The sequence below is a fragment of the Amycolatopsis sp. CA-211722 genome (assembly GCF_056828465.1).
Map to the genome: position 1 here is coordinate 549,042 of NZ_CP184752.1, position 25,518 is coordinate 574,559.

At 69.6% G+C, this 25,518-nt stretch carries 26 protein-coding genes; 8 read left to right on the forward strand and 18 right to left on the reverse strand.

Annotation, left to right across the window (positions count from 1 at the left end; translation table 11 throughout):
* Positions 1 to 133: 133 nt before the first annotated feature.
* Positions 134 to 985, reverse strand: coding sequence for a nitroreductase/quinone reductase family protein (locus tag ACOCEP_RS02625; protein ID WP_482335569.1), 852 nt, complete (start codon positions 983 to 985; stop codon positions 134 to 136).
* 476 nt (positions 986 to 1,461) lie between these two features.
* Between ACOCEP_RS02625 and ACOCEP_RS02630 the strand changes: the two genes are divergently transcribed.
* Positions 1,462 to 2,718, forward strand: a complete 1,257-nt coding sequence (locus ACOCEP_RS02630) for an HNH endonuclease signature motif containing protein (protein WP_482335570.1) — start codon at positions 1,462 to 1,464, stop codon at positions 2,716 to 2,718.
* Positions 2,719 to 3,320: 602 nt separating this feature from the next.
* Here ACOCEP_RS02630 and ACOCEP_RS02635 read toward each other — a convergent pair.
* The gene (locus tag ACOCEP_RS02635) at positions 3,321 to 3,791 is read right to left on the reverse strand and encodes a GNAT family N-acetyltransferase (RefSeq protein WP_482335571.1); all 471 of its coding nucleotides are present in this window, start codon (positions 3,789 to 3,791) and stop codon (positions 3,321 to 3,323) included.
* A 137-nt stretch (positions 3,792 to 3,928) separates the two neighbouring features.
* On the opposite strand from ACOCEP_RS02635, the gene ACOCEP_RS02640 reads away from it, so the two are divergent.
* Entirely contained in the window at positions 3,929 to 4,474 is a 546-nt protein-coding gene (locus ACOCEP_RS02640) for a GNAT family N-acetyltransferase (RefSeq protein ID WP_482335572.1), read from the forward strand.
* On the opposite strand, the gene ACOCEP_RS02645 is transcribed toward ACOCEP_RS02640, so the two are convergent.
* Positions 4,445 to 4,870, reverse strand: a complete 426-nt coding sequence (locus ACOCEP_RS02645) for an acyl-CoA thioesterase (protein WP_482335573.1) — start codon at positions 4,868 to 4,870, stop codon at positions 4,445 to 4,447. The two genes, ACOCEP_RS02640 and ACOCEP_RS02645, sit on opposite strands and share 30 nt — an antisense overlap.
* Before the next feature lie 28 nt (positions 4,871 to 4,898).
* Entirely contained in the window at positions 4,899 to 5,672 is a 774-nt protein-coding gene (locus ACOCEP_RS02650) for a helix-turn-helix domain-containing protein (RefSeq protein WP_482335574.1), read from the reverse strand.
* Between the two features lie 67 nt (positions 5,673 to 5,739).
* Between ACOCEP_RS02650 and ACOCEP_RS02655 the strand changes: the two genes are divergently transcribed.
* Entirely contained in the window at positions 5,740 to 6,459 is a 720-nt protein-coding gene (locus ACOCEP_RS02655) for a hypothetical protein (protein WP_482335575.1), read from the forward strand.
* 3 nt (positions 6,460 to 6,462) lie between these two features.
* Here ACOCEP_RS02655 and ACOCEP_RS02660 read toward each other — a convergent pair whose 3' ends face one another.
* The 5 genes from ACOCEP_RS02660 to ACOCEP_RS02680 all read right to left on the reverse strand — a co-directional run bounded on the left by ACOCEP_RS02660 (position 6,463) and on the right by ACOCEP_RS02680 (position 10,690).
* On the reverse strand, positions 6,463 to 6,837 hold the full coding sequence (locus tag ACOCEP_RS02660; RefSeq protein WP_482335576.1) for a DUF427 domain-containing protein: 375 nt from the start codon (positions 6,835 to 6,837) through the stop codon (positions 6,463 to 6,465).
* Between the two features lie 63 nt (positions 6,838 to 6,900).
* Positions 6,901 to 8,073 (reverse strand): class I SAM-dependent methyltransferase, encoded by a 1,173-nt coding sequence (locus ACOCEP_RS02665; protein ID WP_482335577.1) that lies wholly within the window; start codon positions 8,071 to 8,073, stop codon positions 6,901 to 6,903.
* A 1-nt stretch (position 8,074) separates the two neighbouring features.
* Positions 8,075 to 9,037 carry a methyltransferase domain-containing protein gene (locus ACOCEP_RS02670; RefSeq protein ID WP_482335578.1) on the reverse strand — a complete coding sequence of 321 codons (963 nt, stop codon included), beginning with the start codon at positions 9,035 to 9,037 and terminating at the stop codon, positions 8,075 to 8,077.
* 5 nt (positions 9,038 to 9,042) lie between these two features.
* On the reverse strand, positions 9,043 to 9,822 hold the full coding sequence (locus tag ACOCEP_RS02675; RefSeq protein ID WP_005167845.1) for an enoyl-CoA hydratase/isomerase family protein: 780 nt from the start codon (positions 9,820 to 9,822) through the stop codon (positions 9,043 to 9,045).
* Between the two features lie 55 nt (positions 9,823 to 9,877).
* On the reverse strand, positions 9,878 to 10,690 hold the full coding sequence (locus tag ACOCEP_RS02680) for an ABC transporter ATP-binding protein (RefSeq protein WP_482335579.1): 813 nt from the start codon (positions 10,688 to 10,690) through the stop codon (positions 9,878 to 9,880).
* Positions 10,691 to 11,007: 317 nt separating this feature from the next.
* On the opposite strand from ACOCEP_RS02680, the gene ACOCEP_RS02685 reads away from it, so the two are divergent.
* Both ACOCEP_RS02685 and ACOCEP_RS02690 read left to right on the forward strand, forming a co-directional pair.
* Positions 11,008 to 11,556, forward strand: a complete 549-nt coding sequence (locus ACOCEP_RS02685) for a cysteine dioxygenase (RefSeq protein WP_482335580.1) — start codon at positions 11,008 to 11,010, stop codon at positions 11,554 to 11,556.
* The gene (locus ACOCEP_RS02690) at positions 11,553 to 11,948 is read left to right on the forward strand and encodes a rhodanese-like domain-containing protein (RefSeq protein WP_482335581.1); all 396 of its coding nucleotides are present in this window, start codon (positions 11,553 to 11,555) and stop codon (positions 11,946 to 11,948) included. Before ACOCEP_RS02685 ends, ACOCEP_RS02690 begins: the two co-directional genes overlap by 4 nt.
* Here the strand turns inward: ACOCEP_RS02690 and ACOCEP_RS02695 are convergent.
* Positions 11,945 to 12,769 carry a hypothetical protein gene (locus tag ACOCEP_RS02695; RefSeq protein ID WP_482335582.1) on the reverse strand — a complete coding sequence of 275 codons (825 nt, stop codon included), beginning with the start codon at positions 12,767 to 12,769 and terminating at the stop codon, positions 11,945 to 11,947. The two genes, ACOCEP_RS02690 and ACOCEP_RS02695, sit on opposite strands and share 4 nt — an antisense overlap.
* Positions 12,770 to 12,872: 103 nt before the next feature.
* The gene (gene glgP, locus ACOCEP_RS02700; protein ID WP_482335583.1) at positions 12,873 to 15,413 is read right to left on the reverse strand and encodes an alpha-glucan family phosphorylase; all 2,541 of its coding nucleotides are present in this window, start codon (positions 15,411 to 15,413) and stop codon (positions 12,873 to 12,875) included.
* A 138-nt stretch (positions 15,414 to 15,551) separates the two neighbouring features.
* On the opposite strand from glgP, the gene ACOCEP_RS02705 reads away from it, so the two are divergent.
* Positions 15,552 to 17,021 carry a neutral zinc metallopeptidase gene (locus ACOCEP_RS02705; protein WP_482335584.1) on the forward strand — a complete coding sequence of 490 codons (1,470 nt, stop codon included), beginning with the start codon at positions 15,552 to 15,554 and terminating at the stop codon, positions 17,019 to 17,021.
* Positions 17,022 to 17,261: 240 nt separating this feature from the next.
* Here the strand turns inward: ACOCEP_RS02705 and ACOCEP_RS02710 are convergent, their stop codons facing one another.
* Complete coding sequence (locus ACOCEP_RS02710) at positions 17,262 to 18,233, reverse strand: tetratricopeptide repeat protein (RefSeq protein WP_482335585.1); 972 nt, start codon at positions 18,231 to 18,233, stop codon at positions 17,262 to 17,264.
* Between the two features lie 97 nt (positions 18,234 to 18,330).
* Here ACOCEP_RS02710 and ACOCEP_RS02715 point away from each other — a divergent pair, with 97 nt between their 5' ends.
* Positions 18,331 to 18,747 carry a hypothetical protein gene (locus ACOCEP_RS02715; protein WP_482335586.1) on the forward strand — a complete coding sequence of 139 codons (417 nt, stop codon included), beginning with the start codon at positions 18,331 to 18,333 and terminating at the stop codon, positions 18,745 to 18,747.
* Between the two features lie 4 nt (positions 18,748 to 18,751).
* Here ACOCEP_RS02715 and ACOCEP_RS02720 read toward each other — a convergent pair whose 3' ends face one another.
* The gene (locus tag ACOCEP_RS02720) at positions 18,752 to 19,279 is read right to left on the reverse strand and encodes a hypothetical protein (protein WP_482335587.1); all 528 of its coding nucleotides are present in this window, start codon (positions 19,277 to 19,279) and stop codon (positions 18,752 to 18,754) included.
* Between the two features lie 64 nt (positions 19,280 to 19,343).
* The gene (locus ACOCEP_RS02725; protein WP_482335588.1) at positions 19,344 to 19,646 is read right to left on the reverse strand and encodes a thiamine-binding protein; all 303 of its coding nucleotides are present in this window, start codon (positions 19,644 to 19,646) and stop codon (positions 19,344 to 19,346) included.
* Positions 19,647 to 19,733: 87 nt separating this feature from the next.
* Here ACOCEP_RS02725 and ACOCEP_RS02730 point away from each other — a divergent pair, with 87 nt between their 5' ends.
* The gene (locus ACOCEP_RS02730; protein ID WP_037341773.1) at positions 19,734 to 20,234 is read left to right on the forward strand and encodes a MarR family winged helix-turn-helix transcriptional regulator; all 501 of its coding nucleotides are present in this window, start codon (positions 19,734 to 19,736) and stop codon (positions 20,232 to 20,234) included.
* Between the two features lie 70 nt (positions 20,235 to 20,304).
* On the opposite strand, the gene ACOCEP_RS02735 is transcribed toward ACOCEP_RS02730, so the two are convergent.
* From ACOCEP_RS02735 to ACOCEP_RS02750, 4 genes are all read right to left on the reverse strand, one after another.
* Positions 20,305 to 20,670 carry a DUF3817 domain-containing protein gene (locus ACOCEP_RS02735; RefSeq protein WP_482335589.1) on the reverse strand — a complete coding sequence of 122 codons (366 nt, stop codon included), beginning with the start codon at positions 20,668 to 20,670 and terminating at the stop codon, positions 20,305 to 20,307.
* 203 nt (positions 20,671 to 20,873) lie between these two features.
* Entirely contained in the window at positions 20,874 to 23,261 is a 2,388-nt protein-coding gene (locus ACOCEP_RS02740; protein WP_482335590.1) for a GH92 family glycosyl hydrolase, read from the reverse strand.
* Positions 23,262 to 23,365: 104 nt separating this feature from the next.
* Positions 23,366 to 24,655: a flavin monoamine oxidase family protein gene (locus tag ACOCEP_RS02745; protein WP_482335591.1), complete on the reverse strand. Its 1,290-nt coding sequence runs from the start codon at positions 24,653 to 24,655 to the stop codon at positions 23,366 to 23,368.
* Positions 24,656 to 24,737: 82 nt separating this feature from the next.
* Positions 24,738 to 25,343, reverse strand: a complete 606-nt coding sequence (locus ACOCEP_RS02750) for a TetR/AcrR family transcriptional regulator (RefSeq protein ID WP_482335592.1) — start codon at positions 25,341 to 25,343, stop codon at positions 24,738 to 24,740.
* Positions 25,344 to 25,518: the final 175 nt, after the last annotated feature.

A 25,518-nucleotide genomic window follows, 5' to 3' on the forward strand; every position in this document is an offset into this window, starting at 1 on the left:
TGACTGTGAAACCTTTCGAAGGGACCGCTGGGTTCGCGATCTTCGGCGAGGCCGGGGGCGAATTCCACCCGCCTCGTGCCGCGGCACTCACGATACACGCCCCGGGGCCGGAACCCCAGGGCGTCCGCATCGCTCAGCCGGGCGCCGTCACGTTGAGCGCCGCCACGACCGTTCGCTCTTCGTGGGCGAAATGCGCTTCGAGCGTCCCCGCGAGCACGTCGAACTCTTCGCGCAAGCGGGTGGGGTCGCTCTCGCCATGCACGTACCCTTCGACGAGCTCCCGGATCCGCTTCTGCAGGCCCGCGACCACGACGTGGTCCTCCCCGAGTTTCGTCAGCACCGGAGCGAGCCCCGGAAACCGTTGCGCCAGCAGGGGAAACGCGCCCATTTCCTCACCGGTGTGATGTTTGGTCAGCGCCTCACAGAACGAAATACAGTGCGCCCGCAGGGATTTCTCCATCAGGAGCGTGTCCGCGCGCCCGGCCACGACGTCGTCCACCCCGGCGCGCAGTGTCTTGAGTTCGTCTCGCAGCCAGCCGTGGACCTCCACCAGGAAGTCCCCCAGCCCCCGCACCCGATCGTCGATCCGATGCAGGATCACGACCGGCAGCACACGTGTCGTTTTGGCCTGATACTCGGCGAAACCCGGCTCCATTCTGACGATCTTCGCGAACAAGGCGTCGCGCTCCGCCGCGGGCGGAACGGCCGCGATGGCCTCGCAGGTCTCGCTCCCCAGCTCGATCGTGACCCGGTGATCACGCCGGATGTTGTGATACCAGCCCGGATGCGCCAGCGCCCCCATGTTCGAAGCGACCACGACGATCTTGCCGTCGATTTCCAGATACCCCAACGGATTCGTCCGCCGCACACCACTCTTGGCGCCCGTGGTGGTGAGCAGGAGCAGCTGCCACCCCTCGAACGTGCCGCCGAGCTTTCCCTTGTTCCGCCTGAATTCCTCGATCACCTGGTCGTTGAAGCCGGTCAATGCGGTCCTTCCCGTCGATGTGTCGTCAGGAGGGCGCGGAACCGCCACCGAAAGAGCGCACACGAGCCTGGACGCGCCCGATTTCGGGCGCACCACATGGAGGCGTCTTCCCACCACAAGGGGATGACTGAATACGAGAGACGGTGTGTGCCGATCTCTTGATGGCCGAGTAGCCGCTACCTCCATGCGTAGGCCCATACGGGGCTCGAGGTCGACGTTAGCACGAGCCTGGGCCGATGCGCATCTTCTTGCCTCACGCTTTCGCTCGACCGAATGGGTTCGGCGGCCTATGGCTCTTCGCGCGCTTAAAGGCGCTTCGCTTACTTGAAGACGCTTCGCGCACTTAAGGCTCTTCGCTTACTTAAAGACGCTTCGCACGCTTAAGACTCCCTTCGCTGTTGCCATTTTTTCGGCAATTTCTCGTATTGGGCCGTTTGGGCTAGCGCAAGTGTTCGATACGGAGTAGCTTCGGTGTCGTGGCCAGCAACGATGCACCCCAGGGGACGTCCACCGAGTGGTGGCGCGTCGACACCGCGACGCTGCACGCCCGCAAACAAGAACTCGAAATCTTGAAGCGCCGGGCGGATGCGGAGCAGAACGCGATCCTCGCGGAAATCAACTCCCGCGGCGTACGCGGATGCTCCGGTCATTCGACGTTGGCGGCACTGATTTTCGAGGACTTCCTCGTGACAGACAAGGAAGCCGGCGACCGCGCCGACCGCGTCCTGGCCCTGCATCCCGGCCCCACCCTCGGCGGTGAGGCGGAACCACCCCTGGCACCGTTGACCGCGTTGGCCGCCGCCGAAGGCGCGATCGGCGGTGGCCAGATCGACGCGATCATCCGCACCCTCGCCCGGATCCCGTCCACCGTGCCCGAAGAAGACGTGCGGACCGGAGAGAAGATCCTGGTGGAGCTGGCTCGCCGGGCCGGGCCGCGGCAGATCGCCCGTGCCGGACGGCGCCTGCTGGACAAACTCGACCCAGACGGGAAAGAGCCCCGTAACGAGGACCCGAAAGACACCCGCCCCGAGTTGCGATTCGTCAAACACCGCGACGGCTCGCTCGGCCTCAAAGCCCGGCTCGACCTGGAAACCTACGCCCGCCTGAAATCCGACCTCGACCCCATGGCCAAACCGCACAAAGCCATCGACGGGATACGAGACTCCCGCAGCCAGGACGAACGCTACGGCGACGCCTTCACCGACTACGTCCGACTGAAAACCACCAGCCGCAACCTCCCCGGCCAAGCCGGCGAAGCCACCCACATCCTCATCACCATGTCCTACGACGACCTCATCCGGGACATCGGCGAAGCCCACCTCGATCTCGTCGGGCCGATCAGCGCCACCGACGCCCGCATCCTCGCCTGCGACGCGCGGGTGCGACCAGGCGTCCTCGGCACCGCAGGCGAACCACTGGACATCGGCCGATCGAAACGGACCGTGTCCCTCGCCCAGAAATACGCACTCACCCTCCGCGATGGTGGCTGCGCCTTCCCGGGCTGCGACATGCCGGTGCCGCGCTGCACCGCCCACCACATCGTCTTCTGGCGCCACCACGGCGAAACGAAGATCGACAATCTGGTGCTCCTGTGCACCAAGCATCACCGGTTGATCCACCACAGCGAATGGAAAGTCCAGATCGCCCAAGACGGCCTGCCGGAATTCACCCCGCCCGCCTACCTCGACCCCACCGGCACACCCAGACGCAACACCATGCACCTCAGAACGTAGGCCGAACCGGAAGCCGAACGACTTGCCGGGGAGCAAGACTGTCCACATGAGACAGTAGTCGCGGTACCCGATCCGACACTTCACAAGTGTCGGCAGCGAAGCGTGCCCAGCGACACCAATCGGGCATCCTGCGACCAGAGTGTGTCCCGGAAAAGCACGAACGGCCCGCAAGCCAGTCCAGAACCACGCCGCGGGGACTGCTTCTCTTGAGACGAGCGAAGAAGGCCTGTTCGGCGGGGGCTATGTCATGTCTTTCCGCCCTCGAGAGCCCACCTCAGGCCGAACGCCCCTGCTACGCCGCGCGAACTTCTTCGCAACGCGACCAGTTCGCCCCGCCGCGGGCCGCCCACTCACGCCTCGCCCCGCCGCGGCGCCGCCCACTCACGCCTCGCCCCGCCGCGGCGCCGCCCACTCACCCCTCGCCGCGGCGGCCGCTCACCGCAGTCGCAACACGACCGGCCACCCTGCCCCGCCACCCCGCGGTCCGCCCACGCCACCACCTGCCGGAAACCACGGCACCAAAGGCCCTTCCCCACATCCGATGCGAGGAGAGTCCCCTTCACCTCACCTGCGCGTCCCCAACGCGGCGCCAGGCGTAATCCCTAGTCCAGCGCCAGCTCCCCGACCACCTGATCCCCGCTCGTCTCCCCGGTCAAGCGGAACCCGAGCCTCAGGTAGAAGCGCTCGGGGCCGTCGTCGCCTGGGTGCCAGGAGGCGGTGAGTCGGTCGCCGCCCCGGCGGCGGATCTCGGCGGCCACGGCCTCGACCGCGAACCGGCCGTACCCTCTTCCCTGCTCGCCTGCCGCGATGTTGAGTCGCCACAGGCCCGAGCGGATGTCCGTGCCCGTGCCGTCGCCGGCGAAGTCGATGTCCAGGAAGGCCATGAGGAAGCCGACCAGCCGGTCACCGTCGAAAATGAGGCGCGGCCAAGCGACGCCGGGGTGCACGTAGGCCTCGGCGAGGGACTTCACGACCGGCGCGACCAAATGGGCTTGCGCCGGGTGGACCTGCAGTTCGATCGCGGCCTCGAAGTTGGCGGCGGTGACCTCGGCCAACCGGAGTGTCTTCGTCATGATCGAACCGTAGTTCGAAGGATCAAGCGATTTACGCTTCGTCCAGCAACGCCCGGATCACGTGCCTCGCGTTCCCCGCCATCGCCTCGTCGGTCCCGCGACGGATATTCGACCACCGCACGGGCATCATCGATGCCATGCCGATCCTCACCGGCCCCGAGCCGCTCACCGCGGAGCTCACCATCCGTCCGGCCCGGCCGGGCGAAGAGGACGCCGTACTCGACCTCCTCGCCGAAGCCGCAGCCTGGCTGGCCGGGCGCGGTATCCACCAATGGCCGCGACGCTTCCCCCGCGAGTCGGTACAGCATCGGATTCAGACGGGCGAGGTGGTGCTGGTCGTCGGGCACGGCGAGCCGATCGCGACCTGTGTGGTGACCGAGGCGGATCCCGAACTCTGGGGCCGAGAAGCGGAACCGGCCTACCACCTCGGCCGCCTCGCGGTGGCGCGGGAAGCGGCCGGAGCCGGGCTCGGGAACAGGATCCTCGACTGGGTCGGTGAGAAGGCCACAGCTGACCACAAAGCCTTCGTCCGCGTAGCGACCACGAGGGACAACGCCGCCTTGCGCGGGTTCTACGAGCGCAGGGGTTTCGAGCACGTGGCCGACCCGCCGGAGGCGAGATGGCCCACCAGTCTCTACCAGAAGCGGGCGGGATCACGGCAGGCCGAGGATTTCCGGCCGTGACGCGTATCGCCGCCAGTGCCGTCCCGGATCCGCGACGAGGCGGCGGCTTTCGAGATCCAGCAGCCCGGAAAGGCTTTTCACCTCGGCCACGACGGCGCCGTCCGGCGCGACGAATTCCTGGACGACCCGTGACACCTTGCCCGGTTCCCAGGTGAACGTGGTCAGGACGTCGATCCGCGCGCGGGCATGCAGCTCCCGGCGGAACCGGATCGTCGTTTCGAGGTTGACCGGGCCGAGATTCCCGGCCTTGAGCGCCAACGGGTCCACACCGGCCGCCCACACGCACTCCCAGCGCGCGTGATCGGCGTACGCGAGGTAGGCGGGGCCGCGGACGTGACCGTTGATGTCGAGATCGTCCGTGCGGATGGCGATGGTGACGCGGAAAGGTTCGGGCACCACCCGATCTTCGCCCGGGCGGACCGGCTCAGTCTGGAACGTTTCGGCCAGTCCACGACCGCACGAGCGCGCCGGGCGAGGTGCCCGACAGCCGCCGGCACTCGCGCCCGAGATGGGACTGATCCGCGTAGCCCACATCGGCGGCGACGTCGGCGAGCGACGCCTCGTCCCGTGCCACGGCCCCGACGCGTCCGACGAACCGGTGGAACCGCAGCACCCGCTGCAACTCCTTGGGACCGACACCGACGTCGTGCCGCACATGCCGCCGAAGGCCGCGCTCGCTCACGCCCAGCTCCGCGGCCACCCGGTCGGTCCGAGCACCGGGCACGCGCAGCGCGCGAGCGGCCGCGAGAGACAGGCCGTCCATCTCGACGTCCTGGAGTCTCTCGGCGACCAACGTTTCCAGGACCGAGCGCGCCTCGCCGGGCGTCCCGCAGCCGGCCATCCTGGTTTCCGCGCGCGCCCCAGCGGCCCACAGGTCGCGTAACGGAGTGGCACCCGCGCCCAGCTCCGTCATCGGCAGTCCCAGCACCGCGCCCCCGGTGCCGCACCTCAGGCGCAACCCCACGGTCCACTCAGCCGACGGCAGCTCGTGCCGCAGCACGCCGCGCACCGTGGTGACCGCGGCGAGCACCGTCCCGTCCCAGACGAGGTCCACACAGCCGTCCGGGAACACCCGCAGCGGCCGGCGGCAGCCCACCAGACCCGTCCAGGCGCGCTCGACCACGCCGGCCACGGCCGCGCCCGGCGTGCTTTCCCGGTACACCGAACGGCCCGAACGGCGACGCAGCGGAACACCCACGTCCGGCAGTATGCCCCCGCCCACCGACAAGATGCGCCGCACCTGATCTTGCTGAAGACTTGCCGCCGTGCTGCGACCGGTGCTCGACCCGTCCCCCGCCGAGTGGATCTTCCCCAGGCTCGGCGGGACGTTCGGCGCGGCAGGCCGCACGGTTCCGCGTGGCTACGCCGCCTACGCGCGCCTCTGCCACCCCGCCGAGCGCGACCGCGGCGGCTGGGCGAGCTGGAGCGAAGCCGCGGCCGAGACGGGACGGCGCGCCCACGGGGCCATGCAGTGGCACGCGCTGGTCGGCTCCCCGGATCCGGTGAATCTCACCGGCTCGCTCTGGCGGGGCTCGCCGCCGGGACGCGGAACGCTTCCGTCGCACTGCCTCACCGCGCTGCTGGCCGTTCTCGGCGATCACACGTCCGCTTCGGAAGCCTGGTTCTGCCTCTGGGACGGCTACGGCTGGGCCGACGAGGCGGCGTTCTCCCGCGAGCACCTCGACGCGCCGCGCCTGCGCCACCCCGGCCGGGACTACCTGCTCTTCACCGGACCGCTGACGTCCGCCACGGAACTCGGCTGGCGGCCGCGGCCGAACTGGTTCGAGGCGCGGTCGCCCAACCTGTTCTGGCCGGACGACCGCGCGTGGTGCGTCGCCACCGAAGTCGACTTCGATTCGACCCTCGTCGCCGGCGAGCAGGCCCTGGTGGATGCCCTGGTCAAAGCACCGGGGCTGGAGGTGTGGCCGATCGAATCCGACACCTCGCTCGCGGCCGACGGGGACCGGATCAACCAGCTCCCGTGACGGTCAGCGCTCCTCGATCGCGTCCACCTTCGTCGGATAGAACGCCACGTGGTCCTTGATCTCGGCGACCGCGTCGTGCGGCGCCTCGTAGGTCCAGACTGCGTTCTCGGCGACGCCGTCACCGGTGCGGATGCTGTAGTACGACGCGTCGCCCTTGAACGGGCAGTACGTCGAGTGGTCCGTCCGCTCCAGCAGGCCGAAGTCGACGTCGGCGCGCGGGATGTACTGCGCCGGCGGGTAGTTCGCCTCCCGCAGGGTGAGCGCGTTCGCGCTGTCCGCGACGACCTTCCCACCGACCGTGACGACCACCCGCGCCTTGTTCGGCTCCACCGTGATCGGGTGGGCGGCGCTGGGCTTCAACACCTTCTTGTCAGACATGGATCAGCTCCCTCGAAGGTTTCCGATACCGGGCACAGCGACGCCGGCCGCACGGATATTCCCTCAGGCGCGTACTTCCGCGCGGCAGAGGAACGCCACTCCGGCACGACCGATCCTGGTCAGCACCAGGGTCGCTTCCGCACCACCGCGAGGTTTCAGCTTGCGTCGCAACGCGTCGGGGTCCACGTCGAGACCGCGGACGAGGATCTCCAACCGGCCGATGTCGTGCTTCTTCAGCGACGCACGAAGGCTCTTCTCGCTGTACGGTCCGTGTTCGAACACCCGGAACGCCCGGATCCCGGGCGGCGGGGTGCCCCCGGTGAGGTACGCGATGCGCTCGTCGAGCTGCCACAAACCGTGCCGCGCCGCGTAGTGCCGCACGAGTCCGGCCCGGACGACGGCGCCGTCGGGGTCGACGATCCATTCGCCCGGCTCCCGCGCGGGGATCTCGTCGGGGTCGGCGTCGGTGACCGTCCACTGTGTACCGTCGGAACGCAGCACCGTCGCCCGGCGCGACACCGTCGAGCCCGCACCGCGCCACAGGCACGCCTCGCGGACCTGACCGTCCAAAGAGACCAGTTCGACCTCGTCCGCCCAGGGCGCGATGGAGAAATCGAGGCCAGGCGCGCATTTGACCGAAAGCTCGCGTCCGGGATAGGCGTCGACCAGGCTGTCCAGCGGCGGCAGGAAATCGGCGGGCTTCCACGCGCGGCGCCCGGCGGAGTCACGGCGGGCGGGGTCGGCGACGACGACCGAAGCCCGGCTGACCGGCCGCAACGCGTCGGCCCTGAGCAGAGTCGGCGAAACCCCGGCCTCGGAAGCGTTGTGGCGCGCCATCGCCAGGCGGACGTCGTCCAGATCCGAACCCAGCGCCTTCTCCGCGACGCGGGCGATCTCGATCAGGTCGGCGCCGACGGAACACGTCACGTCGTGGACGTCACGACCCGCCAGCCGCGAAGCCCGGTGCCGGGCGACCAGTGTGGCGCTGGCCTGCTGGAGGGCGTCGCCGGTGAACAGCCACGAGCCGGCGGCGTCCAGTTTGTACGCCGACTTCCGCCGCAGCACCACCGTTTCCAGCACCGCGGCCGCGTGGTCCGGGGCGATCCGGCGCACGGCGGCGACGTCGGCGATGCGGGTCCTGTCGGTCAGCGGCAGGGACGAGCATTCGGCGAGCGCCGCGCTTCCCGCGCCGGAGCGCAGGAAGGCGACGTCGTCGAGGGTGAACTGGTACGGCAACCTACGATCGCTTGGTACCGGTGATCATCACGTTGTAGAACAGCTCGCGCGGCAGCACCTTGGCGAGCAGCTTCTTGTCCAAAGCGGACAGCCGCAGCCACAGCCGGTACGCGAACAGACGCCAGCGCAGGGTCAGCTTCTCCTGCGGCACGGCGGCCTCGAAGGTCCGGATCGGCCAGCCCGCGAGCGCGGCGGCGAACTCCTCGGTGACCGCGCGGACGTCCTGCGCGCCCGCGCCGCGGGCCATCGACTCGAGTTCGGACGGGTCGAAGGTGTGGATGTCGACCACGGCCTCCAGCGCGGCCGCGCGGGAGGACTCGTCGAGCTCCTCCTGCGGACGCCGCCAGCCGTTCAGCACCGGGAGCTTGGTCAGGTTGGTGGTGAGGTACCACGTGACCTGGCCGAGCTTGCGCGCGTAGAAGTCGCCGACCTTCGTCGGCTCGCCCGCGAAGACGAACCGGCCGCCCGGTTTCAGCACCCGCAGCACCTCGGCGAACGCCGCGCGGACGTCCGGGATGTGGTGCAGCACGGCATGCCCGACGACGAGGTCGAAGCTGTTGTCCTCGTACGGGATCCGCTCCGCGTCGGCGACCCGGCCGTCGACGTCGAGGCCGAGGTTCTCGGCGTTGCGCAGCGCGACCTGCACCATGCCCGGCGAGAGGTCGGTGACCGAACCCTTCTTGATCACCCCGCCCTGCATCAGGTTCAGCAGGAAGAAACCGGTGCCGCTGCCCAGTTCCATCGCGGTCGGGTACGGCTGGCCGTCTTCACCGGCGACGGCGTTGAACACGTCCGTCGCGTAGGAGATGCAGCGCTCGTCGTAGGAGATGGACCACTTCTCGTCGTAGGTCCCGGCTTCCCAGTCGTGGTAGAGCACGTTGGCGAGCTTCGGGTCGTCGAAGGCTGCCTTGACCTCTTCGGCGGTGGCGTGCGGATTCGGCGCCGGATCGTTCACCTGCGTCATCGCGCCTACTTCCCCTCGAAGGTGGCCTTGCCAGGGCCGTTTTCGATGAACGACTTCATGCCGTTGCGCTGGTCCTCGGTCGCCCAGAGCGCGGCGAAGAGGTGGGATTCGAGCTTGAGGCCGCTCGCGAGGTCGGTGTCGAGACCACCGTCGATGGCCGCCTTCGCGGCGCGAAGCGCCACGGCCGGGCCGTTCGCGAACTGCGACGCCCACTTGTGCGCGGCGGCGTAGACGTCGTCCGGGGCCACGACCTCGTCGAGGATGCCGAGCGCGAGGGCCTCCTCGGCCTTCACGAACCGGCCGGTGAACACGAGGTCCTTGGTCTTGCTCGGGCCGATGAGCCGCGCCAGGCGCTGCGTGCCGCCGGCGCCGGGGATGACGCCGAGCTGGATCTCGGGCTGGCCGACCTTGACGTTGTCGCCGGCGATCCGGCGGTCGGCGGTCAGCGCGAGTTCGAGGCCGCCGCCCAGCGCGTAGCCGGTGATGGCCGCGACGACCGGCTTCGGGATGTTCGCGATGGTGGCCAGCGACGCCGTCAGCGCCGCGCCGAACTTCGCGATCTCCGGGTAGGTGCGCTCGGCCATCTCCTTGATGTCCGCGCCACCCGCGAAGGTCTTCTCGCCGCCGTAGAGGATCACGGCGCGCACGTCGTCGCGCTCGGAGGCCTCACGGGCCGCCTCGGCCAGCTCCGCCTGCACCTGGTTGTTCAGCGCGTTGACCGGCGGGCGGTCCAGCCGGATCGTGCCGACCCCGCCTTCGACCTCGAGACTTACGAACTCTCCCACGCCGTCCTCCTTAACCGTCCAAGACAGAGTGCAGGCTACCGGTCAGTACGACCCGTCAGCGGCGACGGGCGAAGAAGCGATCACCGGACCGTTCGAGCAGGAGGTCCTGATCGAAGGTCTTGGACAGGTTGTCGCTGGTCACGACGTCGTCCACGAGGCCGGAGGCGACCGCGCGGCCGTCGCGCAGCAACAGCGCGTGGGTGAATCCCGGCGGGATTTCTTCCACGTGATGGGTGACGAGCACCATGGCCGGGGCCTCCGGGTCGAGGGCCAGCTCGGAGAGGCGGGCGACGAGGTCCTCGCGGCCGCCGAGGTCGAGCCCGGCGGCGGGCTCGTCGAGCAGCAGCATCTCCGGGTCGGTCATCAGCGAACGCGCGATCAGGGCCCGCTTGCGCTCGCCCTCCGACAGCGTCCCGAAGGTGCGGTCCGCCAGCTGCGCGATGCCGAGGGCGCCGAGCAGCTCCATGGCGCGGTCGGTGTCGAGACTGTCGTATTCCTCACGCCAGCGGCCGACGACGGCGTACCCGGCGCTCACCACGACGTCGACGACGCGCTCCTCACCCGGCACACGCTGGGCGATCGCGGCCGAGGTGAACCCGATCCGCGGGCGCAGCTCGAAGATGTTGACCTTGCCGATCCGGTCGCCGAGCAGATCGACCGTTCCGGTGGTCGGGTGGAGCTCGGCCGCGGCCAGCCGGAGCAGGGTGGTCTTGCCCGCGCCGTTCGGGCCGAGCACCACCCAGCGCTCGTCCAGTTCCACGGTCCAATCGAGGTCGGCGAGGAGGTCGTTGCCTGTTCGGCGGACCCCGACACCGGTCATCCTCACCACGAGGTCGTCAAGTTCGCTGGGCTGGATCGGCTCGCTCACGCGCCCATTGTGTCCGCACTCGCGCGCGTGTGTGCACCGGGCCGCCGGTCGGCGGAAACCGGCTGGTCCAGGAAGTGGGACGACGCGACCTCCGGCGGGACGTTGTGGCACCATCGGCGACGTGATCAGGTCCGTGTCCGCCGCCTTCCCCGTCATCGGGGGCTCTTTCTGGCGCCGCCGGACCATCGACCTGCTCCTCGTCGCCTCGTGCGGGTGTACCACCGCGCGACACGGCTGAGTTCCTCTTCCCGACGGCACTCCCCGTGTCGCGCCGCGCCTTGCCTTCCGCGCCCGCGAATCTCACGAGGAGCCTCTCCGTGACCACATCCATCACGCCCCGCCAGGACTTCGAGATCCACCCGCAGCTGACCGACCCGCTGCTTCCCGAACTGCTGCACCCCGATCGCCTGCTCTGGACGCCCCGCGAACTGGCCGAGCTGACCTCCACGGTCACCACCGAGCTGACCTCGGGCCTGCGCGGGTTGCTGCGCTTCGACGCCGGCCAACGATGGTGGGCGCGGCTCGCGCTGACCGACGGCGTCGAACTGTGGCTGCTGTCGTGGCTGCCCGGTCAGCAGACCAAACCGCACGACCACGGCGGCGCGTCCGGGTCGTTCACCGTGCTGCAGGGCGAGATCGGCGAGGAGTACCGCTACCCCGGCGGCCCGGTCCGGCGCCGCACCCACGTCGCGGGCGAGGGCATCGGCTTCGGCGCGGGACGCGCGCATCAGGTGACCGGTATCGGCACCGAGCCCGCCGCCAGCGTCCACGCCTACTCGCCGCCGCTGGTCGCGACGCGCGAATACGCCACGCTCGCCGACGTTCCCGCCGAGATCCCCTCGCTGGCCCCGATACTGGGCCGATGAGTGCGATCGACAGCCTGCTGGCCGCCGCCCGGGCCGGACTGGACCGGGCGGAACCCGAGCAGGCGCTGCGGCTGCAACGGGACGGCGCCCTGATCGTGGACATCCGCCCGCACGTCAACCGGGCCGAAGAGGGCGAGATCCCCGGCTCGGTGGTCGTCGAGCGGATCCATCTCGAATGGCGGCTCGCGCCGGACAGCGAATGGCGGCTGCCGCAGGTGAAACCGGATTCGACGGTGATCGTCGTGTGCAACGAGGGGTACTCGTCGAGCCTCGCGGCCGCCGACCTGCAGCGGCTCGGCCTGCCGGGGGCCACCGACCTCGAAGGCGGGTTCCGGGCCTGGCGTTCGGCGGGGCTCCCGGTCCGGGAAGGCGCCACCCCCGCCGTCCCCTAGCGGCGGACCGCCAGCCTGGCGACCGACTCCGGCGAGAGCGGGAGCGCGGCGTGGATCCCGGCTCCCCGTGTCGGCCTGGGGTTGACCAGCACGCCTGTCGCCGCGGCACGGCGGGCGGCCGCGAGCACGACCTCGCGGCCGGTCCGGTGCCGGATCCGGCCCCAGCCCGCGCCGGTGACCGCGCGGTACTCGGCCAGCAACCGCTCGTCGGTGAAGACGCAGAGCCAGTCGCCGTGCGCGCCGAGCCGGGCCGGGACCGGGGCGCCCGCCTCGTCCGCCGGGCCGCACACCGTGCCGTCGAGGAACATCCGCATGACCGAGGGAACGGGTTCGCGGGGGCTTTGCTCCCGCTCCGGGCGCGTGTTCTCGGCGAGCCACCGCGCGGCGAGCCGGAAGTCCTCGCCGGTGAGGTCCTCCTGGAAACCGTCGAGGCTGTTCTTGACGCTGCCGAGGAAGTCGTAGAACCGCCGGGTGCAGGTGCGCTCGGAGACCGGCACCCGGCCCCGGCCGACCATGGTCCTGATCCGGCCGACCATGCCCGCCCCACCGTGCACCGGATCCACGCCGAGGTTGTAGGCGGTCCAGACGATCTCGGGCATGAGCGGGTCGGTGAACCGTTCGAGAACGCGGTTCAGCCGGAGAAGAACGATTTCGCGTGCCCGGCCGGGCTCGGCGTCCTCGGCGATTCCCCAGATGCCGCGCAATTCCGGCCCCAGCGCGGGGAGCAGCCCTTCCTGCCGGATCCCGGCCCGGGCGTGGACATGGTGCAGCCGGTCCTTGGCTCTGCGCGATGTTTTCGTTTCCTTAGCCGAAGCCACCATTCCTCCGCCATTCGGACCGGCCCGGCGAAGTCTATTTCACCGGGCCGTTCCGCATTGTCCGGCGGAAATCGAGAATCGGCTGTTTCTTTTGTTCGGTACCGGCCTAAGCGTGGACGACCCGCGCCAGTTCCGCGGGTGTCGCCAGCAGACGGTGCTTCGGCAGCACGCGCACGGTGTAGCCGATCGAGCCGGGATGCGGCAGCTTCAGCCGCGCCGCGAACGCGCCGATCCCGTCGCCCGACATGCCGACGGTGACGGGGTCGCTCAGTTCGTCCCCGTCGCCCACCTTCCCGACGACGGCCTGAACGTCCACTTCGGACGGTTCGAGACCGGCGAGGTCGATCCGCGCCCGGATGGTCACCTCGGTCCCGGTGACCATCGGCGCGGAACCCTCGACGAGCAGTTCGGTGTCGAAGATCCGCACCCGCGGCCACGAGACGTCCAGTTTGGTCCGGTAGTCGGCCAGCGACAGCGCGCCGCGGTATCCGTCACCCGTGGCTTCGGCGACCATGCGCGAGGCGGGCAGATAACCCGATTCGACGTATTCCCGCACCATTCGCGCGGCCTGCACGCGTGGCCCGAGGGTCTCCAGCGTGTGCCACACCATCGACATCCAGCCGCCGGGAACGCCGTCGGCGCCGCGGTCGTAGAACAACGGCGCGATCTGGTGGCCCAGCAGGTCGTAGAGCGCCGCGGCCTCGAGTTCGTCGCGGCGCAGCGGGTCGGTGACACCGTCCGCGGTCGGGATAGCCCAGCCGTTGCTGCCGTCGTAGCACTCGTCCCACCAGCCGTCTCGGATGGACAGGTTGAGCCCGCCGTTGAGCGCGGACTTCATCCCCGAGGTGCCGCACGCCTCCAGCTGCCGCACCGGCGTGTTCAGCCAGACGTCACAGCCGCGGTAGAGGTAGCGCGCCATCGACATGTCGTAGTCCGGCAGGAAGACGATGCGGCGCCGGACCTCGGGATCGTCGACGAACCGGACGATCTGCTGGATCAGCTGCTTGCCGCCCTCGTCGGCCGGATGCGATTTGCCCGCGACGACGAGCTGGATCGGGCGCCGCTCGTCCAGCAGCAGCGCGCGCAGGCGATCCGGGTCGCGCAGCATCAGCGTGAGCCGTTTGTACGTCGGCACGCGGCGCGCGAAGCCGACGGTCAGCACGTCCGGGTCGAAGACCGTGTCGGTCCACCCGAGTTCGAGCGCGGACGCTCCGCGTTGCATCCACGCGGCCCGCACCCTGCGCCGCACCTCCGCGACCAGCTTCTCCCGCAGCTCACGCCGCAGCGCCCACAGCTGATCGTCGCTGACGCCGTCCCGCAGCGGCTTGCCCTGCACGCCGTCGAGACCCAGCTCCTCGTGGTTGCGCCCGAGCAGCGCGCTCAGTTCGCGCGCCACCCAGGTCGGCCCGTGGACGCCGTTGGTGACCGACGAGACGGGCACCTCGTCGAAGTCGAACCCGGGCCACAGCCGCGAGAACATCCGCCGCGACACGCGGCCGTGCAACGCGGAGACGCCGTTCGCGCGCTGGGCCAGCCGCAAGCCCATATGCGCCATGTTGAACAGGCCGGGGTTGTCCTCGGCGCCGAGCGCGAGCACCCGGCGCGGATCGACGTCCGGGACCAGCCTGCCGTCGGTGAAGTACCGCTGGACGAGGTCGACGGGGAACCGGTCGATCCCGGCGCTGACCGGGGTGTGCGTGGTGAACACGGTGCCGGCGCGGACGGCGGGCAGCGCCTCGTCGAACGCCAGCCCGTCGGCCTGGATGATCTCGCGGGCGCGTTCCAGCCCGAGGAAGCCGGCGTGGCCTTCGTTGGTGTGGAACACCTTCGGCTGCGGATGCCCGGTCAGCTCGCAATAGCGCCGCACCGCGCGGAAGCCGCCGATCCCGGACAGGATCTCCTGCCGGATGCGGTGGTCGGCGTCGCCGCCGTACAGCCGGTCGGTGACCGCGCGCAGGTCTTCGTCGTTGGCCTCGGTGTCGGTGTCCAGGAGCAGCAGCGGGATCCGGCCGACGCGGGCCTTCCAGATCTGCGCGTGCAGCGTGCGACCGGCGGGCATCGCGACGTCGACCAGCACCGGTTCGCCGCCGTCGGTCACGAGCTCCAGCGGGAAGGCGTTCGGATCGATCACGGGATAGTGCTCGACCTGCCAGCCGTCGAGCGACAGCGCCTGCCGGAAGTACCCGGCGCGGTACAGCAGCCCGACGCCGACCATCGGCACGCCGAGGTCCGACGCCGCCTTGAGGTGGTCCCCGGCGAGCACGCCGAGACCGCCCGAGTAGTTCGGCAGCGCCTCGGTGACGCCGAACTCCATCGAAAAGTACGCGACGGCGGGCGGGAGGTCGGCGTCGTCCTGTTTCTGGTACCAGCGCGGCTCGGCGAGATAGCGCTCCAGATCGGCGACCGCCTCGCGCGCGTGGGCGAGGAAGGCGTCGTCGACGGCGAGTTCGTCGAGGCGGGCCGGGGGCAGGGCGGTGAGCATCCGCAGCGGGTCGCGGACGCGGTTGAACAGCTCCGCGTCCATCGACGCGAACAGGTCGCGCGTGGGCGGATGCCAGGTCCAGCGCAGATTCGTGGCGAGGTCACCGAGGCCGGAGAGCGACTCCGGCAGGCTCGCGCGGACGGTGAACCGGCGGACTGCTCTCATGAGGAGCGACCATATCGGCAGGGACCCCGCCCCGCTCAAGACCCACTTCGGGGATTACCTGCACGCGGGCCATAAGCGCTGGGTAGGGTGCCTGCTTGCCGGAGTACGCGGCCCGGTCGGGGCCCTGACGACAAGCGAGTGAACATGATCCAAGGGGGAGTCCGAGGCTTTCGCCGCCCGGCTCTGATCGCGGTCGCGACGGTGCTGGCCCTCGGGCTGAGCGCTTGCAGCGACAAGGGAAGCTCGACCGGTCAACAGGGCAGCCAGCCGGGCGCCGGTGACATCGCGGGCCTGCCGGTCACCCATTTCGAGAGCGGGCTGAAGCCGAACGCGCCCAAGCCGGATCTGCAGGTCCGCAACGAGGACGGCTCCGAAGACGACCAGCTCGCCATCGCCGCGATCGCCGACGCGCAGGCCTACTGGACCGAGGTCATGCCGCGCGACTTCGGGCAGCCGTACGAGCCGCTGAAGTCGCTGCTGTCCTACAGCGCGAAGACCGACGACGAAGAGACCGAATGCGGGAGCGTCAAGAAGCTCGTCAACGCGTTCTACTGCCCGCCGGGTGACCTCGTGGCGTGGGACCGCGGCGTGCTGCTGCCCATGCTGCGCGAACGGTTCGGGAAGATGGCCGGGGCCGTCGTGCTCTCGCACGAGCTCGGGCACGCCGTGCAGTACCGGCTCGGCGAGAAGGCCAGCATCAAGAAGAACACGCCGTCGATCGTCAAGGAGCAGCAGGCCGACTGCTTCGCCGGCGGCTACTTCCGCTGGGTCGCCGAGGACAAGAGCAAGTTCTACCGCGTCTCCACGTCCGAGGGCCTCAACCAGGTCATGGCGTCGCTGTTCCTGATCCGCGACCAGGCCGGCACCAGCGCGACCAAACAGGGCGCGCACGGCACGGCGTTCGACCGCACGTACGCGTTCCAGGTCGGGTTCGAGAAGGGCCCGAAGGAATGCGCGGCGATGAACGAGGACAACATCAAGGCGCGGATCACCGAGCGCCCGTTCGACAAGGGTGACAAGGGCAAGGGCGACGCGAAGCTCGACATGAAGATCATCGGGATCCTGAAGGAGAGCCTGGACAAGGCCTTCCAGGGCGCCGGTGTCCCCGGTCCGGAGATCACCGAGGACGGCAACGGCAGCTGCCCCGGCGGCCCGAGCACCCCGCCCGCGTCGTACTGCCCGTCGAACAACACCGTCAGCATCGACCTGACCAAGCTGCGCGAGCTCGCCCAGCCGGTCGACCAGCAGGCGGAATGGGAAAGCGGGCACAGCGAGGGCAAGGGCGACTTCGCCGCGTTCTCGGAGATCGCGTCCCGGTACGCGATGGGCATCCAGAAGGGTGTCGGCGCGTCGATCGACAACGCGAACGCGGGACTGCGCACCGCGTGCCTGGTCGGCGCTTGGGCGAAGGCCAGCACCGTGCCCGGCGCGACGCTGCGGCTCTCGGCCGGTGACCTCGACGAGGCCATCTCGGACCTGCTGAGCCCGGAGAGCCTGGTCTCGGCCGACGTCAACGGCAAGCGCGTGGACAACGGTTTCGAGCGGCTCGAGGCGCTGCGGAAGGGCTACCTGGAGAGCTCCGCGGTGTGCTCGACCCAGTACGGCTGATCGGTCCGGTCGTCGCTCCCTGAAGTGAGATGAACGGGACGTTCCTTGCGAATTTCGCAAGGAACGTCCCGTTCATGGCGTCCGGGGGTCGCGGACCGTCTCCACCGACGGGACCGGAGCGCGACGGCCGGCCCGAATGTCATGAAAGGGCCGTTCAGGACGGAATATGTCCTGAACGGCCCTTTCATGACATACCGAGAGCGAACGGCGACGCGCCCGCCCCAAGTACCGCAAGAAACCTCAGTAGAGCGCGCTCGCCAGGTCCCGGCGCGCCTTCATGACTCGCTCGTCCGCCGAGTCGAACAGGTCGAATAGCGCCACCAGGTGCTCCCGCACCTTGTTGCGCTCGTCGCCCGCGGTCCGCCGCACGACGGCGATCAGCCGCGCGAAGCCCGCCTCGGGCTGCTGCCCCGCGACTTCGAGGTCGGCGGCGGCGAGCTGGGCGTCGAGGTCGGCCGGGTCGGCGTCGGCCTTCGCGATCGCGTCCGGGCCGGCCGCCTCGGCGCGAGCGGTGAACTTGACCTGCGCGAGCGCGGTCTTGGCCTCCTCGTTCGCGGGCTCGACGTCGAGGATGCGCTCGTAGGCCGCCTGCGCCGCGGCGAAGTCACCGCGTTCGAAGGCCTCCTCGGCCTCGGTGAACCGCGGGTCCTCGGGCACCTCGACACCGCCGCCGTTCTGCTCGGCGGCCTTGATCCCGGGCAGCCGGTCGCGCAGCGCGTCGAGCAGCGAACCGAGCCACTTGCGGATCTCGGGTTCGGGCAGCGCGCCCGAGAACGCGTCGACCGGCTGGCCGCCGCCGATGGCGATGACCGTCGGGATCGACTGCGCGCCGAAGAGCTGCGCGATGCGCGGGTTGGCGTCGACGTCCACCTTCGCGAGCACCCAGGCACCGCCGGATTCGGCGGCGAGGCGCTCCAGCACCGGGCTGAGCTGTTTGCACGGGCCGCACCATTCGGCCCACAGGTCGACGACCACCAGCTGCTGCAGGGAGCGCTCGACGACCTCGGCCTGGAACGTCGCCTCGGTGACGTCGATCACCGAGGCCGCCGTGGCGGGGCCGCTCGGCGCCGCGCCGTCCGCGGGCCGCGGCGGGGCGGGGGGCTGTTGCCGGGGCGCCTCGGCACGCGCCTTGAGCGCGGAAAGGTCGACCGCGCCGGAAAGCGCGGCGGAGAGGGCCGCCGTCTTCGATGCTGATCCGCGTGGGTGTGTCACGGTTCCATCCTGGCACGCATCCCCGAGTGTTTCACCGCATGCCCCCGGCTGCCCGCTTGGCAGGACGCCGGTGTTCCGGCAGGCTCGCCACGAGGGGGTGATCGACATTCCGACACGCAGGACGGCCACGGTGGCCGTCGCGATCGCCATCGCCGTCACGTGGGTGAGCGTCATCACGGTCCTGATCGCCCATCAGCCCGATCCCGGTGTCGCCAGTCCCGGGCAGCTCCGGGAGGGCCTCACCGCCGCACTCAACGAACACGACGTCGAGGCCCTCTCCGAACTCATCGATTACCCGCCCGCGTCGGCGGGCGACTTCGCGAAGTCCTATATCGACGCCCTGGCCGAACGCGGCGCCCACGACGTCACGGTGAAGTTCGCCCCGGACGATCTCGCGCCGACTTCGGCGACCGTCAGCGGAAAACTGGGCGACGGCAGCTCCTTCGGCTACCCGGTGGCCATCGCGGTCAAGGACAAGCTGTGGCTGGTCTCCTTCACGCCGCCGCTCCCCTGACCGGTCACCAGAAGCAGCTGATCGTCAGGTCGTCGAGCCGGGCCCACTGGTCCCGGTTGTTCCCGGGCAGGTAGATGGCCAGGCCGAGGGTGTGCGCCCCGCTGTTGACGAACGTAAAGCCGACGGCGCCGTAGCCGGCGCCACTGATGGCCAGGGTGGGGTTCTGCACCGTCTGACCGTCACTGCTGAGGATGAACATCAGCTTCCGCGTGTCCGGATTCAGCGCGAAGGCGTAGATGTCCAAGACGCAGTGCGCGCCCTCGGGCGTGTTCACGGGCACCGTGGTCTCCATCGCGGCGAACATGGCCGGCGCGCCGGCGTTCAGCCAGCCGTTGCTCGAGCCGCCCCGGCCGAATCCCGTGTCGAAGCCCGCGCGGCCGCCGCCCCAGTCGATGGTCCGCCAGTTCCGCTGCGGGTTGTTCTCGAAGCCGTCCCGGATTTCGATCCGGACGGCGTGCGCCGGCGCGGCCAGCAGGACCGGTAGCGCCACCGCCGCCACCACGAGCGCGAAGAGTCTCTTGAGGATTTTCATACCGTCCAGGACACCGACGGCGTCCTGGACGGGCAACGGACTTCCGGGCAGCGCCGGAGGCGGACTACTCGCCGCTCAGATGCTTCTCGACGCGCTCCACCTTCGCGGTCAGCTGGCCTTCGTAACCCGGGCGGATGTCGGCCTTGAGCACCAGCCCGACCCGTGACGAGCCCTGGCCCGCCGCCTCGACGGCCCGCTTCACGACGTCCATCACCTCGTCCCAGGAGCCCTCGATGTTCGTGAACATCGCGTTGGTCGAATTGGGCAGGCCGGACTCGCGGACCACTTTCACGGCGCGGGCGACGGCCTCGCTGACCCCGCCGTCCTCCTCGGCCGCGGACGGGCTGACACTGAAGGCCACGATCATCTTCTGCTCCTCGTTCAGACGGTTTTTCCACGCATAACACCCGGTGGTGCGGCATGGCACGGGTACCCGCTGGTAACTTCGAGCGCCATGAGCCGTCCGTTGCCGTTCGACCCGATCGCCCGCGCGGCGCAGCTGTGGGAGGCCCGGATCGGGCCGTCCGAGACCATGGCCGCGGTGACCGGGATCATGCGCGTGCAACAGATCATCCAGTCCGCGGTGGACGGTGCGCTCAAACCGCACGGGTTGACCTTCGCCCGGTACGAAGCGCTGGTCCTGCTGACCTTCGCCCGCGCGTCCCATCTGCCGATGCGCGTGATGGGCGAGCGGCTGCAGCTGCACCCGACGAGCGTCACCAACATCGTCGACCGGCTGGAGAAGGACGGCCTGGTCAAACGCGTGCCGCATCCGACCGACCGCCGGACCACGCTGGTCGAGATCACCGACGAAGGCCGCGCACGCCGCGAAGAGGCCACGAAGGCGGTCACCGAGATCGACTTCGGGCTGACCGGGCTCACCGGCAAGCAGACCGAGCAGCTGACCGACCTGCTCACCAAGGTCCGCAAGGCCACCGGCGACTTCACCGAATAACCCCGGAAGCGCGTGAAGGCCCCCTTCCCTCGGCTCAGCCGAGGGAAGGGGGCCTTCACGCGCTAAAGAATCAGGCGGCGGCGGTTTCGGGGGTCTTGGCGAAGAGGCCGACCCCACCGTGCGACAGCCGCTGCGGGCCGTCGAGCTTGCCGTTGCGCAGCGCCCAGGCCTCGAACAGCCAGGTGAACAGCGGCGGGATGCTGGACAGCAGCGCGAGGATCAGGGTCTTCGGGCGCCAGCCGAGCGGCTTCGCCACGGAGAGGGAGACCAGCACGTAGAGGACGAACACGACGCCGTGCACCATGCCGAGGACGGGAACGCCGCCCTCGCCGAGCTTGACGGCGTACTTGAGGAACATCCCGACCAGCAGCCCGGCCCACGAGAGGGCTTCGGCTACCGCGGCCACGCGGAATACTAGAGCGGCCTTGCTGGACACTTTCTCCTCCTGTGGGGTCTCACCACTATGCGTGCACACATGACTACGTCCGACGAGCACTGTCCAAGGCGGACTCGCCAAGAACGTCAACAGCGCTGTCGGACGTGGTAATACCAGTGTGAGGCGTGACGGCCCTCACCGGAACACCGGGGGTCGTGATGCTGCTCACGACCCCCGGCACGAACCGGTCTAAACCACTCGGATCACCCGGCGCAGGGCGATTTCGGCGCGCCTTCCGGGCCGGTCGCCCAGGTGGCCTCGGCCACATTTCCGGTGAGCTCGAAGTCCAAAGTGGTCCCGCGCGTCAACTGTTCCAACCCGACATACGCCCGCTGCGAGCCGGATCCCAGTCCCTGGACGTACTGGAGCTTCGACCCGTCGGCGCCGTCCGCCTTGATGGTGACGTCACGGCCGTTCTCCAAGTGCACCACGGACTTCTCGAACCGCGGCGCGTTCAGCAGGAACTGCCCGGTGCCCGGCACCGCCGGATACAGCCCCAGCGCGCTGAAGACGTACCAGGCGGACATGGTCCCGAGGTCGTCGTTGCCGGTGACCCCGTTGGGCGCGTTGGTGAACAACGTGTGCGCGGCGCGGACGACGGCCGAGGTCTTCCACGGCTGCCCGGTCAGCGTGTACATCCACGGCGAGTGCAGATCCGGCTCGTTGTTCGGGTTGTAGCGGAACTGGTTGTAGTAGTTGTACGGGCCGACGACCCATTCCTCGCGGACGGTCTTCGCCGGGTCCTCGACCAGGTCCCCGTAGGCGAAGAAGTCGTCGAGCCGCTTGCCGACGTTCTCCTTGCCGCCCATGCGCTCGACGAGGCCGGGCACGTCCTGCTGCGTCAGCCACTGGTACTGCCACGACGTGCCCTCGTGGAACCCGTCCGGGCTCTGCGGGGTGTACGGCTTGTCCGCCGGGCTGAACCATGCGCCGCCTTCGACCTTGGGCCGGTAGAACCCGGTGAAGCCGCGATCGGTCACCGATGGATCCCACAGCGTGCGATAGCTGCGTCCCTTGTGGGACAGGGCTTTCGCGTCGTCCTTCCGGCCGAGTCCGGCGGCCATGATCGACAGCGAGCAGTCCGCGAGCGCGTATTCCAGCGTGGCCGAAGCGCCGTGGTTCGGGTCGGTGTCCTGCCCTTTCTTCGGGAAGTCCTTGTCGTACTGGACGAACCCGTCCTTCTGGTAGCTCGCGTTGCCCGAGCGGCCCTGGAACGGCGAGGACGCGGGCGGGATCTCGCGCGAATTCCGCAGGAGTGCCTGGTACGCCTTGAATTCCTGACCCGACAGCGCACCGAAGCGCCACAGGTCGACCAGGAACGGGGTGACCGGATCGCCGGTCATCGTGTTCGTCTCCTGGTTCGCGTAGGCCCAGCGCGGCAGCCAGCCACCCTGGTCGTGGATGGCGAGCACGGACTTCGCGACGTCCTTCGCCCGCGACGGCCGCAGGAGCGCGAGCAGCTGGTTCTGCGTGCGATAGGTGTCCCACAACGAGAAGAACTCGTAGTACGTCCAGCCCAGCGCGCGGTGGATCTTGTCGTCGAACCCACGGTAGCGGCCGTCGGCGTCGTTGCCGGTCAACGGCTGCAGCAGCGCGTGGTAGAGCGAGGTGTAGAACACCGTGCGGTCGTCCTTCGCACCGCCCTTGATGTCCACTGAGGACAGTTCCTTGCGCCAGGCGCGCTGGGCACCGTCGCGGACCGCGTCGAACGAGCGGCCTTTCTCGGACGCCAGGTTGAGCCGGGCGCCGGAAGCGTCCACATGGGAGATCGCCGTCGTCGCGGTGACCTGCCCGCCACCGAAGGTCAGCCACGCGCCGCGCAGCCCTTCACCACCGGCGGACTCCTTCGAGCCCGGCGTGCCGCCCGTCGGCGACCAGGTGCCGAAGGACTGGAACGGCTTGTCGAACGTCGTGGTGAACCAGGTCTTGTACGGCTTCCCACCGCAGAACGCCTGCGACTCGACCATTCCCTCGACCGTCCGGTCACCCACGACGCGGATCTGGCTCGCCGTCACCGGTTCCTTGTCGTTGGCCTGGCCGACGTTCACGAAAACGTTCGCGTCGCCCGATTTCGCGAAGGTGTACCGCTCGACACCGGTCCGCGTGGTCGCGGTGGTCTCCGCGTCGACGCCGCCGTAACCGGTGAGCCGTACCTTGTAGTAGCCGGGTTTCCCGACCTCGCCTTCGTGCGTGTACGGCGAGGCGTACTTCTTGTGGTCGAACGTCTCGGGTTTCGCGGTGTCGAACGCCGCGCCGGGCCCGACCGCCCCGGTGGTGGGCAGGGTCGACACGAGGCCGCCCTGCTCCCAGCAGCCCGCGCCGGACAGGAAGAAATGCCCGAAGCCGCGGATCGCGGTGTCGTCGTAGCGGTAGCCGGCGTAATGCGACGAGATCGGGCTGACCTGCGTCATCCCGAACGGGGCCGAAGCGCCGGGGAAGGTGTTGCCGTCGTCCTTGGTGCCGATGAAGGTGTTGACCGCGTCCACGGGGTCGCCACCGGGCGCCGCCGCCGCGACGGGCGTGAGCAGCCCGGCGGGAACGACCAGCGCGGTGAGGAACCCGGCGACGCGGGTCGAAGTGCGTGCAGGCATGGGAAAGCCGCCTCCTGACAACGTTGTCGCTGCCTGCTCACCTTCGACAAGAACAGACCACCTGGTCAAGAGGTCCGCCAAACCCTGTCCAATTCAGGACAAGCTCACCCGAGGGCTTCGGCCACCTCTCGCGCCGCGCGTTCACCCGCCTCGATGGCGCCGTCGAGGTAGCCCGGGTGCTCGCGGGCGGTTTCCGAACCGGCCCAATGCAGATGCCCGGCCGGTGCGGACGAAAGCGGCGGGAAACCGTCGGTCGCGCCCGGCACGGGAAGCGCGGTGTAACCGCCGCCGGCGTGTTCGTCGAGGTGCCAAGCCTTTTCGTGCCAGCCCACGGGTTCGAGCACGGCGGAGCCGAGATGCGGGACCAGCGGACGCAGCAGCGCGTTCCGGCGAGCCGCGGCGTCCAGCCCGTCGAGCCGCCGCGCCCGGGGACCGCCGACCAGCACGCACAGATGCCCCGGCCCGCCGGGAGCGGTCGTGTCGAACACCGCGTGCCCGAGGCCGTCCAGGACGAGGAACTCGCCGTTCGCGCGCTCCCGCCAGAACGGCCGGTCGTAGACCGCGATCGCCTTGTGCACGATCCCCATGTAGCTGCCCTTCTCCAGATCGAGTCGCGGTCGCGGCAGGGCGGGCTCGTGCGAGATCCGCGCGCCGACCGGCGGCGGTACGGCGACGATCGCCTTCGCCGCCCGCAAGTCGTCCGCCCCGGCCCGCACGGTGACCCCGTCGCCGTCACGGACGATCGAGGTGACCGGCACCCCGGTCCGTACCCGTGGGCCGAGTTCGGCGGCGAGACCGTCGACGAGCGCCCCCATGCCCTCCGCGAGCAAGGCCTCCTGGGCTCCGCCGTCCGTCGAGAGCATGGTCCGCAAGCCGCCCTGCGCGCGGATCATCCTGGTCATCGCTTCGACGGAGAAACGGTCGAGGTCGGCGGTCCACGACACGGCGGCGACGGCCTCCAGCAATCCGCGAGCCCGGCGGCCTGGCACCGCGCGCAGCACCGAAGCGAGAGTCGTGCGGTTCCACCGCTTCGGCGTTCCCGTCTTGCTCAGCACGCCCGCCGCGACCAGTGCGAGGCCGGCGGGCCACAGGGCGGGCGACCAGAGCGGCACCCGCTTGCCCGCCTCGATCAATCCGGGAAGTGCTCCGGTGCGCATGGGGAATTCGGTGGCGCCGAATTCGGCCGCCAGCGCCCTGACCCGGTGATGATCGGCTCCGATCCACTGCCCGCCGAGGTCGAGCCGGGACCCCAGCGCGGTCGTCTCGCTCAGGACCCGCCCGCCGATCCGGTCCGCGGCCTCCAGTACGACGACTTCGACGCCTCGCCGACGCAGGACACGCGCCGCCACCAGCCCGGACAACCCTGCGCCGACGACCACGACCGTCGTGTCCATTCGCCATCCTCCGCAATTCAGTCAGTCGTATGACTTGAGCTTAGGGCAGGCGACGACCACTCGCAACGAACCAGGTCGGACGTCAGACAGACCGGATATCGGCCGCAGCGACGAGCATCGCGATCACGGTGTCGAGATCGGCGCGTGCGCGCTCGTCGTCGGGTTCGCAGACGTACTGCGCGATAAGCCCGTCGACGCCGGCGAGCATCACCCTGGCGAGCCGGTCGTAGGGCAGCGCGCAGGTCTCGCCCGCGTGGACGGCGGCCTCCCGGCACCAGTCGGTCAGCACCGCGACGTAACGCCGGTACTGCCAGCTCGCCATGCTCTCCTGTCCCGGCTTCCGCAGCGCGTAGTGCAGCAGTTCGCCCTGCATCAGCTGCAGCTTGACGTGATCAGCGACCAGCTCCGACCAGAAGCTCGTGAGCCCCTGGCGGATCGCGTGCGCCAGCCCGCGGTCGAGTTCGACCGTCCCGGTCAGCACGGTCGAGATCTCCTCGACCACGTCCTCGATCACCGCGCGCAGCAACGCCTCCTTGCTGGAGAAGACGTACTGCAGCGTGCCGAGCGGGACATCGGCCTGGGCCGCGACCGCCCGCAGGGTCGTCGCGGTGACGCCGTCGCGCAGCATCACCTCGCGCGCGGCGGCGACGAACTGCCTGCTGCGCACCGACGCTTCGACATACGGCATTCCGCACTCCCCTCGATCGGACAAGACCCTGCCACAGCCCCGGCACGGGTAACGGTTCGACTTCGGAAGACGCCTCCAGGACGAACCGGGCATTGACACGGCGGCGTCGCTGGCGTTCAATTCCGGCCACTATGACAACGTTGTCTTCCAGCGGACCGGACAACGGCCACCGCAC

Excerpts from the sequence above, each read along its gene's own strand:
- ACOCEP_RS02635 (WP_482335571.1), bottom strand. The coding sequence starts at position 3,791 with ATGACGAAGACACTCCGGTTGGCCGAGGTCACCGCCGCCAACTTCGAG.
- ACOCEP_RS02640 (WP_482335572.1), top strand. The coding sequence starts at position 3,929 with ATGCCGATCCTCACCGGCCCCGAGCCGCTCACCGCGGAGCTCACCATC.
- ACOCEP_RS02660 (WP_482335576.1), bottom strand. The coding sequence starts at position 6,837 with ATGTCTGACAAGAAGGTGTTGAAGCCCAGCGCCGCCCACCCGATCACG.
- ACOCEP_RS02670 (WP_482335578.1), bottom strand. The coding sequence starts at position 9,037 with ATGACGCAGGTGAACGATCCGGCGCCGAATCCGCACGCCACCGCCGAA.
- ACOCEP_RS02690 (WP_482335581.1), top strand. The coding sequence starts at position 11,553 with ATGAGTGCGATCGACAGCCTGCTGGCCGCCGCCCGGGCCGGACTGGAC.
- ACOCEP_RS02695 (WP_482335582.1), bottom strand. The coding sequence starts at position 12,769 with ATGGTGGCTTCGGCTAAGGAAACGAAAACATCGCGCAGAGCCAAGGAC.
- glgP (WP_482335583.1), bottom strand. The coding sequence starts at position 15,413 with ATGAGAGCAGTCCGCCGGTTCACCGTCCGCGCGAGCCTGCCGGAGTCG.
- ACOCEP_RS02720 (WP_482335587.1), bottom strand. The coding sequence starts at position 19,279 with ATGAAAATCCTCAAGAGACTCTTCGCGCTCGTGGTGGCGGCGGTGGCG.
- ACOCEP_RS02725 (WP_482335588.1), bottom strand. The coding sequence starts at position 19,646 with ATGATCGTGGCCTTCAGTGTCAGCCCGTCCGCGGCCGAGGAGGACGGC.
- ACOCEP_RS02730 (WP_037341773.1), top strand. The coding sequence starts at position 19,734 with ATGAGCCGTCCGTTGCCGTTCGACCCGATCGCCCGCGCGGCGCAGCTG.
- ACOCEP_RS02740 (WP_482335590.1), bottom strand. The coding sequence starts at position 23,261 with ATGCCTGCACGCACTTCGACCCGCGTCGCCGGGTTCCTCACCGCGCTG.
- ACOCEP_RS02745 (WP_482335591.1), bottom strand. The coding sequence starts at position 24,655 with ATGGACACGACGGTCGTGGTCGTCGGCGCAGGGTTGTCCGGGCTGGTG.
- ACOCEP_RS02750 (WP_482335592.1), bottom strand. The coding sequence starts at position 25,343 with ATGCCGTATGTCGAAGCGTCGGTGCGCAGCAGGCAGTTCGTCGCCGCC.